The organism is Flavobacterium petrolei (assembly GCF_003314435.2).
Classification (GTDB): Bacteria; Bacteroidota; Bacteroidia; order Flavobacteriales; family Flavobacteriaceae; genus Flavobacterium; species Flavobacterium petrolei.
The window spans coordinates 191,141-203,221 of record NZ_QNVY02000001.1; the positions used below are offsets into that span (position 1 = coordinate 191,141).

The window sequence follows — 12,081 nt, forward strand, 5'->3', positions numbered from 1 at the left end:
GTTTTAGAACTATAGTATTGAAATGCTTATGCTTTTCCAGCAGCAGCAATAAGGTTTAATGCTGAACCTGCAACGAACCAACCAATTTGCCCTTCATTATACGTGTGGTTTGCCAAGATAACATCTTTGGTTCCATCCGCGTGAACGAATTCTAATGTTAATGGTTTTCCTGGAGCAAAATCAACTAAATCTGTGAAGTTGATGGTATCATCTTCCTGAATTTTCTCATAATCAGCTTCGTTTGCAAATGTCAATCCTAAAAGACCTTGTTTTTTAAGGTTTGTTTCGTGGATACGAGCAAATGATTTTACCAATACCGCTTTCACACCTAGGAAACGAGGTTCCATAGCGGCATGTTCACGAGAAGATCCTTCTCCATAGTTGTGATCTCCAACAACAATTGAAGGGACACCAGCTGCCTTGTATGCACGCGCTACAGCAGGAACTGCATCGTAAGTACCAGTCAACTGATTTTTCACTGTATTTGGTTTTTGGTTGAATGCATTGATAGCACCAATCAACATATTATTAGAAATATTATCTAAATGTCCACGGAAACGCAACCATGGTCCAGCCATAGAGATGTGATCTGTTGTACATTTTCCGAAAGCTTTGATCAATAATTTAGCTCCTATAATGTTTTTCCCATCCCAAGGCAAGAATGGCGCTAATAATTGTAATCTTTCTGAAGTTTCACTAACCGCGATTTGAACACCTGAACCATCTTCTGCCGGTGCTTGAAAACCCGGGTCTTCAGCATCAAATCCGTTTTTCGGCAATTCGTCGCCTGTTGGCACTTCTAACATTACTTCTTCACCATCTTCGTTTATTAAAGTATCCGTCAACGGATTGAAACTTAAATCTCCGGCAATTGCCAAAGCTGTTACCAATTCCGGTGAACCTACGAAAGCCAAAGTGTTTGGATTTCCATCGGCACGTTTGGAGAAGTTACGGTTGAAAGAGTGAACGATTGTGTTGCGTTCTTCTTTTTCTGCTCCTTCTCTGTCCCACATTCCGATACATGGTCCGCACGCATTAGCAAATACCGTCGCACCAATCTTATCGAAAGTATCGATAAAACCGTCACGCTCGATTGTATAACGAACCACCTCAGAACCTGGAGTGATCGTGAATTTTGATTTTAATTTTAATTTTTTGTCGGTGACTTGTTTTGCTATTGAAGCTGCACGAGCAATATCCTCGTAAGAAGAGTTCGTACAAGAACCAATCAAACCTACTTCAATTTTCAAAGGCCAGTTATTTTTGATAGCTTCCTCTTTCATTTTAGAGATTGGAGTTGCTAAATCCGGAGTATAAGGTCCGTTTAAATGTGGCTCTAATTCGTCTAAGTTAATTTCTATAACTTGGTCAAAGTACAATTCTGGATTAGCATAAACTTCCGCATCACCTGTTAAATATGGAGCAATTTTATCCGCTGCATCAGCAACATCAGCTCTATTTGTAGAACGCAAATAACGGCTCATAGAATCATCATAACCAAATGTAGAAGTAGTTGCACCAATTTCGGCACCCATATTACAGATTGTTCCTTTTCCAGTGCAAGACATAGAAGTTGCGCCTTCTCCAAAATATTCAACGATAGCTCCTGTTCCACCTTTTACGGTAAGAATTCCTGCTACTTTAAGGATAACGTCTTTTGGAGCTGTCCAACCGGAAAGTTTTCCAGTTAATTTTACTCCAATTAATTTAGGAAATTTCAATTCCCACGCCATTCCTGACATAACATCAACTGCATCAGCACCACCAACACCAATGGCTACCATTCCTAAACCACCTGCATTCACAGTATGAGAATCAGTACCAATCATCATTCCACCTGGGAAAGCATAATTTTCAAGTACTACTTGGTGAATAATCCCAGCTCCTGGTTTCCAGAAACCAATTCCATATTTATTAGATACCGAAGAAAGAAATTCAAACACTTCATTACTTTGTGTTTTTGCTCTGGCCAAATCAGTTACAGCATCAACTTTAGCTTGGATCAAGTGATCACAATGCACTGTTGTAGGAACCGCTACTTTAGTTTTACCGGCATGCATGAATTGTAACAACGCCATTTGAGCGGTTGCATCTTGACACGCAACTCTATCTGGAGCAAAATCGACATAATCAGCACCTCTTGTAAAAGCTTTTGACGGCATTCCATCCCAAAGGTGATTGTACAATATTTTCTCTGTTAAAGTAAGCGGACGACCAACTATTTCACGTGCTTTGTCAACACGAGAAGTCATGTTGTCATACACTTTTTTAATCATTTCTATATCAAAAGCCATATCTAATTATTTTCTGTTGTTATCTTTAAAACCACAAGGTACAAAAAATAGAAGACCTATTAAAATAAAAAAAGCCTAAGTCTGTTGAAAGACTTAAGCTTTTTGATATAATTAACAAAAATTAGTTATTATCTAACCAACAACTTATGAGATGGTGCAAACTGCGTTAGATTTATACCTTTTACCGCAGCTTTGTATTCGTCAAGAGTTGGAGTTCTACCTAAAATTGTAGACAATACAACAACTGGTGTTGACGAAAGTAACGATTCTCCTTTTTTACCTTCTGTATCTTCAACAACTCTTCCTTGGAAAAGACGCGTAGACGTTGCCATTACAGTATCTCCTTTTGCTGCTTTTTCTTGGTTACCCATACATAAATTACAGCCTGGACGCTCAAGATATAGAATATTTTCATATCCTGTACGTGCCACGCCTTTAGGAGCATTATCATCAAATTCGAAACCAGAATACTTTTGTAAAACTTCCCAGTCTCCTTCAGCTTTAAGTTCATCTACAATATTATACGTAGGAGGCGCCACGACAAGAGGTGCTTTAAACTCTACTTTACCATATTGCTCATCAATGTTTTTTAGCATTTGAGAAAGAATCTTCAGATCACCTTTGTGTACCATACAAGATCCTACGAAACCAAGATCTACTTTTTTCACACCACCGTAAAAGGAAAGTGGCCTAATAGTATCGTGCGTATAACGCTTAGAAACATCCGCATTATTTACGTCTGGATCTGCAATCATAGGTTCAGCAACGATATCTAAATCGATTACAACTTCAGCAAAATATTTTGCATTAGCATCAGGAGTCAAAGCTGGTTTTTCACCTGATTGGATTGCTGCAATTCTATTATTAGCGATAGCGATTAATCCTTTTAAGACTTGCTTCTCGTTATCCATTCCTTTATCAATCATGATCTGGATTCTTCCTTTGGCGATCTCTAATGATTCAATTAAAGTGTCATCCTCAGAAATACAAATAGAAGCTTTCGCTTTCATCTCTGCTGTCCAATCTGTAAAGGTGAAAGCTTGATCAGCAGTAAGTGTTCCTAAATGAACCTCGATAATGCGCCCTTGAAATACATTCTCTCCACCAAATTGCTTCAACATTTGAGATTGTGTAGCATGAACAACATCACGGAAATCCATATATTCTTTCATATCACCTTTGAAGGTAACTTTTACTGACTCCGGAATTGGCATTGAAGCCTCACCCGTAGCTAATGCGAGTGCTACCGTTCCTGAATCAGCTCCAAAAGCAACTCCTTTTGACATTCTTGTATGAGAGTCACCCCCAATAATAATCGCCCACTCATCAACAGTAATATCATTAAGAACTTTGTGGATTACATCTGTCATTGCGTGATAGTTCCCTTTAGGGTCACGAGCAGTAATCAAACCAAAATCATTCATGAACTTCATCAATCTTGGAATGTTTGCTTTAGACTTATTATCCCAAACTGATGCTGTATGACAACCAGATTGGTATGCACCATCAACAATTGGAGAAATCACAGTAGCAGCCATAGACTCTAATTCCTGAGAAGTCATCAAACCAGTCGTATCTTGCGAACCTACAATATTTACCGTAACACGCACATCGGAACCTGCATGTAAAACTTTACCTGGAGTTGAACCAACTGCGTTCTTATTGAATATTTTTTCTACTGCCGTAAGACCTTGTCCTTCAATAGAAACTTCTTTTGACGGAGCAAATACCGGTACAATATCAATTCCCAAAGTCTTTGATGCAAAAGTTTGTAGTTTTTTTCCAAATACAATAGCGTAAGACCCACCAGCTTTAATAAATTCCATCTTTTGAGGCGTAAATGCCTTAGAAATATCAATTAATTCTTTATCACCGTTGTAAAGTTTTTTTGTTTTTGTATTAATAGTCAGTACTGTTCCAGTTGCAACAGAATAAACTTCTTCTAGAATAGGCTCACCGTTTTCATTACGCAGAACCGCTCCATTTGCATCTGTTTTCTTTACCCAGTTTTGAAGATCAAGACCAATACCACCAGTAACGTCAACAGTAGTAAGGAAAATTGGGGAAATACCATTAGTTCCAGCAACAATTGGAGCTATGTTTATGAATGGCACATAAGGACTTGCTTTTCTACCTGTCCAAAGAGCTACATTATTCACTCCTGACATTCTTGAAGAACCTACACCCATAGTTCCTTTTTCAGCAATCAACATCACACTTTTGTCCGGATGTTGCGCTTGAAGGACTTTAATTTCATCTTGAGCTTCAGGCGAAATCAAACATTTTCCATGTAACTCACGATCTGAGCGTGAATGCGCTTGGTTACCTGGAGAAAGTAAATCTGTAGAAATATCTCCTTCACCAGCAACATAAGTAACAACCTTAATTTCCTCAACTACCTTTGGCAACTTCGTAAAGAATTCCGCCTTAGCGTAGCTAACGAGAATATCTTTTGCAATCTCATTACCGCTTTTAAATGCCGCCTCTAAGCGATCAGTATCAGCCTCATAAAGATACACTTGTGTTTTTAAAACTTCTGCTGCCGATTTAGCAATTGTAATATCATTTCCTAAAGCTAAGTCAAGCAAAACTTTGATTGATGGCCCACCTTTCATGTGTGACAACAACTCTAATGCAAATGCTGGCGTAATTTCATTCACCACTGATTCACCAAGAACAATCTCCTTCAAAAAAGATGCTTTCACACCAGCTGCAGGTGTCGTACCAGGAACCGTATTGTAAATAAAAAACGAAATTGAATCTTCGCGATTTACGTTATTTGAATCCTTAATTTGTGCAATGATTTCGCTTACTAATTCAGCGCTATCAATTGGTTTTGGGTTAAGTCCCTGAGTTTTTCTGTCTTCGATTTCCTTTAGATAATCGTTATAAATGTTCATAGTAAGTTGTTTTCAATGTTAATGGCTAATTATTTTACTTAACTCAAAATTACAAGCCATGATACTAAGTTTTTATTCGCGACGCAAATTTAGCTCTTTAAGATGATATTTGAAAAAATTTAATAGATGTGGTTTTTTGAAATGATATTATTACTAAATACTGACTTTTACTCTTTAAAATTGATGAATTTGAAAAAATTTAACACTAAAATGATTAATCAACAAATAATTAATTATATTCTAATGAATATCAAATTACAAAAACCATCAGAACTAAGAAAACGTTGTAGTTACGATCAAAAATCAAGCTCAGAGTTCAAAAAAAAAACAGTTATACCAACTTAGCAATAATCATTTCTTCTGTAATTCCTTCAGCGTCGGCTTTGTAATTTTTAATAATTCGATGACGTAAAATCCCTGTCGCAACAGCTTTCACATCTTCAATATCCGGAGAAAATTTTCCATTAAAAGCTGCATTGGCTTTAGCCGCCAAAATCAAATTTTGCGATGCTCTTGGACCCGCACCCCAATCAAGATAATTTTTGACAAACTCATTTGATAAAGGATTATCCGGACGAGTTTTACTGACTAATGTCACAGCATATTCTATAACATTATCCGCAACAGGAATTCGGCGAATCAGATGTTGAAAATCTATTATTTCCTGAGCGGTAAATAATGGATTTATGGTGTTTTTTATATCGGATGTTGTGCGCTTCACCACTTGAACTTCTTCTGCAAAAGAAGGATATTCTAATTTTATGGCGAACATAAAACGGTCTAATTGAGCTTCGGGCAAAGGATACGTACCTTCCTGTTCAATTGGATTTTGTGTAGCCAAAACAAAATACGGTAAGTCTAATTTATAATTCTCTCCTGCAATAGTAACAGAACGTTCCTGCATGGCTTCTAATAATGCAGCTTGGGTTTTTGGCGGCGTACGATTGATTTCATCTGCCAGAACAATATTCGAAAAAATAGGCCCTTTTATAAATTTAAACTGACGGCTTTCATCTAAAATTTCACTTCCCAAAATATCCGAAGGCATTAAATCCGGGGTAAACTGAATTCTCTTGAAATCAAGACCCAGCGCTTGTGCCAACGTATTTACCATCAAAGTTTTGGCTAATCCGGGAACACCTACTAACAATGCATGACCACCAGAAAAAATACAAAGTAAGATTTGATCTACCACAACATCCTGACCTACAATGATTTTTGCGATTTCGTTTTTTAGCTCATTTCGTTTTTGAACTAAATTATGTATTGCTGCTACGTCTGACATGTATGAAGTATTTTAAAATTAAAAAGAGTTAGCATTATGAAATCATAAAACTAACTCTTTTTCTTTATTTATCGAAAACTTTTTTATTGCTAATCGATCCGCGAAGGGCAAAAAAGAAGACTATTTTTTAAGCCAATTGTTGGTAAAAGTACAATCTCTATATTCACCAATAATTTTCACATACGTTTCTTTTATTTTCTCATCAAACCATTTTCCAATAGCAGTAATTTGTTTATTTTTTAGAGCCAATTCTTTAATTTTGATGTAATCTTTGGCATAGTCAGCTGCATGTTCATCAATTCTGTTGGTTACGGTAATTAATTTGAATTTTTTCTTACCTTCTTCTCCTTGGTCTAAAATTGTAGCTGAAATTTCATTTTCCTTCAAATTAGAAACTTGACTGTAAAAAGTAGGATCCATTTTAGTCAATTCAAAACGAGTATCCTGTGTTTGTGGATTGATTAATGCACCACCATTTGCTCTTGTTTCTTTTTCATCAGATAATGTTCTGGCTGCTTCCGCAAAAGTAATTTCTTTGTCTTCGATTCTTTTTTTGATCAAAGTAATTTTTTCTTTCGCTTCATTCAGCGCCGTTTCAGTAACCGTAGGTGATAATAAAATATGACGTAATTCTACTTCCTGTCCTTTTATTTTTTCTACATATATAATATGATATCCAAAATCTGTTTCAAACGGAGCTGATATTTCACCTTCAGCTAAACTAAAAGCAACATCTTTAAATTCTTTTACAAATGGCGTTTTACGATTCATTTTATAAAATCCTCCATTCGATCTTGATCCCGGATCTTGAGAATATAAAACTGCTTTAGTGGAAAAACTAGAACCTTCCTCAATTTCCTTTTTGAAACCATTCAATCGATCAATAACTTTTTGTTTATCCTCTGCCGAAACTTTCGGAGTAACCACAATTTGCGCAACTTCTAATTCCACTCCAAAAAACGGAAGATCATCTTTTGGAATTGTTTTAAAATAATTACGAACCTCTTCCGGCGTAATTTCTACTGCATCAACAATTTTCTTCTGCATTTCAGAAGTCAACTTTCCTTCTTTTAAAATATCAGCGAAATAAGTTCTAAATTCTTCTTCAGAATCCTTTTTGTAATACTGCACTACTTTTTCCAAAGACCCAATTTGTCCTACCATATAGTTCAAACGCTCTTCTAACATTCCTTTTACCTCAGAATCTGTTACAACAATACTATCTTGAATTGCTTGATGCGCATATAATTTATCTTCTAATAATTTCCCCAACATTTGACATCTTGTAATATCTTTTACAGATCCGCCTCCCGCTGAAATTTCAAGATAAGACTTATCAATATCTGAATCTAAAATGATGTAATCTCCCACAGTTGCAATTACGCCATCAATTTTTTGTTTACCAGTTGATTGGATTTTCTTGATTGGAACAATCACGGAGTCCTTAATAATTTCTTGTGCACTTGTTATAACACTTGTAAAAAGTAAAAGAAAAAAAGTAAGTGCAATTCTATTATTAATGGATTTCATTTTTATTTTATTTATTGGCATTATTCTAATTTGTATTTGTCGTAAAAATATACTTATTCTATTGTTATTAAACCATTTGATAGGTGCCCGAATAATTTTGGCAAATATACACTTTAAGAATCAACAACTGAATTGAAATTTTACAATACAATTCTTAAGTATTCTTTAAATTTAAAACGAACAAAAATAGCAATTCAATTACATAATACAAGTTTCCTAACTACTATTAACAAAAAATTATAAACGCATTTATTTATCGGCTAATTCCATTTGTAAACCATAAAGATACTGAAGGTTAGCTACGAAAAAACATCATAAATACGGATTACTTTTACTTAAATCCACAGTAATTAAATTCATCATCCCTGTTTTCTCTTATTTGACACCTCCGATTAACCACCAGAATTTATGATTACAGTATTTTTTCATTCTATCAAAAATTCTTAGAACTGCCAAGAATTTCTCGTTTTTAAGGTTACAAATTAAAAATTATAGCTATTAAAATACTCATTTTTAGCGCTCTATTTAAAAACTTGTGAACACTACAACGTTTTCGTTCTTCATTAAAAAAAATCTGACGCATAGCTTGTAAGAATTTGTATAAATTAGCTAAAAGTTTGCATTTTAATCTAAAAAAATAGTATTAAAATAATTTTATACTATTTTTTTATACTTTTTATTTCCATTATAATAAAACACATTCTTTAAATAATTTTAGAATTTAAATTCAAACAAAAACAGAAACTTGTCATTTCAATCTTAATTACTATTACCCAAAACCTATTAATTAACCTAAATTATCTATTTTATGAAAAAACACAATTTTAAAATTTGTTTCTTAACCGCTTTACTCGTTGGATTCTACTCGTGTAATTCGAATGATGACCTTGTAACCAATTCATCAGAAGCCGCTGCACAATTCAAAGTGATCAATGTTACAAATCACGATGGCCATCCTTTTAGTACAGGAAAACAATCAAGTACAACAGGCAGATACGTTGCAAATCCAGGTGGCGGTGTGATGATGCAGGCATTTTACTGGGACGTGCCAGCCGGCGGAACGTGGTGGAATACTGTAAATGCAAAAATCACTGCTTGGTCAAATGCTGGAATTGGTTCTATCTGGCTTCCTCCGGTTTCAAAAGCTCAAAATGGACCATTTTCCATGGGTTATGATCCTACAGATTATTTTGATTTTGGAAATTACAATCAAAATGGTACGATAGAAACCCGATTTGGTTCCCGTACCGAATTAGAAAGTTTAATCACCAAAGTGCATACCGAGAACATGCAGGTTTATGCTGATATGGTTTTAAATCACAACAGTGGTGGGCAATTAGAAAGCAATCCATTTACAGGGACGCAAACCTATACTAATTTTACTGGTGTTGCTTCTGGAAAATTTAAGAGAACCAGCGCTGATTTTTATAAAAATTCTTATGGAAATAATGATGAAGGAGCTTTTGGAGGTTTTCCTGATTTAGCGCATGTCGTTCCTAATGTACAAGACTGGCTTTGGAAAAGAGTAGACGGAGTTGGTAAATATTACAAAAATACTATGAAATTTGATGGCTGGAGATTTGATTACGTGAAAGGTTTTGCTCCGTGGGTGATAAAAGATTGGAATGCAAACGTTGGCGGTTTCTCTGTTGGCGAATTATGGGACTCAAACGTAAACATACTAAATGATTGGGCGAATAATGCCAATAGTTCTGTTTTTGATTTTGCTTGTTATTACAAAATGAATGATGCCTTCGATGGAAATAATCTAAATATTTTGAATGATGACATGATGTGGAAAAGAAATCCGTACAAAGCGGTTACATTCGTCGCCAACCACGACACTGACGAAATTTGGAAAAAAGAGCTAGCATACGCCTACATCTTAACACATGAAGGTTATCCAACTATTTTTTATCGCGATTATGAAGAATGGCTGAACAAAACAAAGATGAACAATTTAATCTGGATTCATAATAACAAAGCCACCGGAAACACCTCAATTTTATTCACTGATACTGACGAATATATCGCCCGCAGAAACGGATACAACGGCAATCCTGGCTTAGTAGTTTACATTAACAATTCATCTACTTGGCAAGAAAGATGGATTCAAACGAATTGGACTAACGCACAAATCAAAGATTTCACTGGAAATTCGACTTGGCTACCAACAACCCAAGGAGATAAATGGGTTAAAATTCAATGTCCGCCAAATGGATATTCTGTTTGGTCAATCAATATGTAACACTTAAAAATCATCAAGGCTGTCTGAAAAGACGGCCTTCTTTTTTATCATTTATTAAATCATCACGTTTCTAATATTGAATCAAAATCACTTGAATTGCGACTTCAAAACCCACCTGCTCCAATTAGCGGATACTATTTTTTTAATTGGCATTTATAAATAGTACTTTTGCAAACTATTTATACAAATATGAGCTTTTTAGAAGAAATACAACGCAGAAGAACTTTCGGGATTATCTCACATCCTGATGCCGGAAAAACAACACTTACTGAGAAACTCCTCCTTTTTGGTGGTGCGATTCAAGAAGCAGGTGCGGTGAAGAATAATAAAATTAAAAAAGGCGCTACCAGTGACTTCATGGAAATTGAACGCCAGAGAGGAATTTCGGTTTCTACCTCAGTTTTAGCATTCAATTATAAAGATAAAAAAATAAACATTCTCGATACGCCAGGTCACAAGGATTTCGCCGAGGACACTTTTAGAACTTTAACTGCTGTTGACAGCGTTATTGTTGTAATTGACGTTGCCAAAGGGGTTGAAGAACAAACTGAAAAATTAGTGGCTGTTTGTAGAATGCGAAAAATTCCAATTATCGTATTCATCAATAAATTAGACCGAGAAGGAAAAGATGCTTTTGACTTGATGGATGAAGTGGAACAAAAACTAGGTTTAACAGTTACACCATTAAGCTTCCCGATAGGAATGGGGTATGATTTTCAAGGAATTTATAATCTATGGGAACAAAATATCAACTTATTTAGTGGCGACAATCGTAAAAACATTGAAGAAACAATTGCTTTCTCCGATGTTCAAAATCCAGAATTAGAGAAAATTATCGGTCAAAAACCCGCTGATAGATTGCGTGAAGAATTAGAATTGATAGACGAAGTTTATCCTAAATTTGATCGTCAGGATTACTTAGACGGAAAACTACAACCAGTATTTTTTGGTTCCGCTTTAAATAATTTTGGAGTTAGAGAATTATTGGATTGTTTTGTACAAATTGCTCCATCTCCAAGACCTAAAGATTCCGAAACACGATTAGTAGATCCTAAAGAGGAAAAAATGACTGGATTTGTTTTTAAAATCCACGCCAATATGGATCCAAAACACAGAGACCGTCTGGCTTTTATAAAAATTGTTTCTGGAACTTTCGAAAGAAACAAACCGTATTATCACGTACGCCAGAAGAAAAACTTAAAATTCTCCAGTCCAAATGCTTTCTTTGCTGAAAAGAAAGAGATTGTAGACATCTCGTATCCTGGAGATATTGTTGGTTTACATGATACCGGAAATTTCAAAATTGGAGATACGTTAACCGAAGGAGAAATTATGAGTTTCAAAGGAATTCCAAGTTTCTCTCCGGAACACTTTAGATATATTAATAACGCTGATCCAATGAAAGCTAAACAATTGGACAAAGGAATTGATCAGTTAATGGATGAAGGTGTAGCGCAGCTATTTACTTTAGAAATGAATAACCGAAAAATCATTGGAACAGTTGGAGCGCTTCAATATGAGGTTATTCAATACCGTTTAGAGCATGAATACGGCGCTAAATGTACGTATGAAAATTTCCCAGTACACAAAGCATGTTGGGTAAAACCCAATGATCCAAAAAGTGAGGAATTCAAAGAATTTAGAAGAATCAAACAAAAATTCTTGGCACATGATAAATATGGACAATTAGTATTTCTGGCTGATTCTGATTTTACAATACAAATGACACAGAATAAATATCCAAATGTGAAATTATTCTTTACTTCGGAATTTGAATAATATTTTAGTTAAAAATAATTTCTGGATGACAATATGCTATCCAGA

6 protein-coding genes are annotated in these 12,081 nt (G+C 35.2%); 2 read left to right on the forward strand and 4 right to left on the reverse strand.

Going from position 1 to position 12,081, the window contains the following annotated elements; genetic code table 11:
- Positions 1-26: 26 nt before the first annotated feature.
- The 4 genes from DR871_RS00855 to DR871_RS00870 all read right to left on the reverse strand — a co-directional run bounded on the left by DR871_RS00855 (position 27) and on the right by DR871_RS00870 (position 8,030).
- Entirely contained in the window at positions 27-2,294 is a 2,268-nt protein-coding gene (locus tag DR871_RS00855; RefSeq protein ID WP_113665268.1) for an aconitate hydratase, read from the reverse strand.
- A gap of 128 nt (positions 2,295-2,422) precedes the next feature.
- Positions 2,423-5,194 (reverse strand): bifunctional aconitate hydratase 2/2-methylisocitrate dehydratase, encoded by a 2,772-nt coding sequence (locus DR871_RS00860; protein ID WP_113665267.1) that lies wholly within the window; start codon positions 5,192-5,194, stop codon positions 2,423-2,425.
- Positions 5,195-5,525: 331 nt separating this feature from the next.
- Positions 5,526-6,479, reverse strand: a complete 954-nt coding sequence (locus DR871_RS00865) for an AAA family ATPase (protein ID WP_113665265.1) — start codon at positions 6,477-6,479, stop codon at positions 5,526-5,528.
- A gap of 120 nt (positions 6,480-6,599) precedes the next feature.
- Positions 6,600-8,030 carry a peptidylprolyl isomerase gene (locus tag DR871_RS00870; RefSeq protein WP_113665264.1) on the reverse strand — a complete coding sequence of 477 codons (1,431 nt, stop codon included), beginning with the start codon at positions 8,028-8,030 and terminating at the stop codon, positions 6,600-6,602.
- Between the two features lie 787 nt (positions 8,031-8,817).
- Between DR871_RS00870 and DR871_RS00875 the strand changes: the two genes are divergently transcribed.
- Both DR871_RS00875 and DR871_RS00880 read left to right on the forward strand, forming a co-directional pair.
- Positions 8,818-10,257, forward strand: a complete 1,440-nt coding sequence (locus tag DR871_RS00875; RefSeq protein ID WP_113665263.1) for an alpha-amylase — start codon at positions 8,818-8,820, stop codon at positions 10,255-10,257.
- A gap of 189 nt (positions 10,258-10,446) precedes the next feature.
- Positions 10,447-12,036, forward strand: coding sequence for a peptide chain release factor 3 (locus tag DR871_RS00880; RefSeq protein WP_113665262.1), 1,590 nt, complete (start codon positions 10,447-10,449; stop codon positions 12,034-12,036).
- The last annotated feature ends 45 nt before the right edge of the window (positions 12,037-12,081 follow it).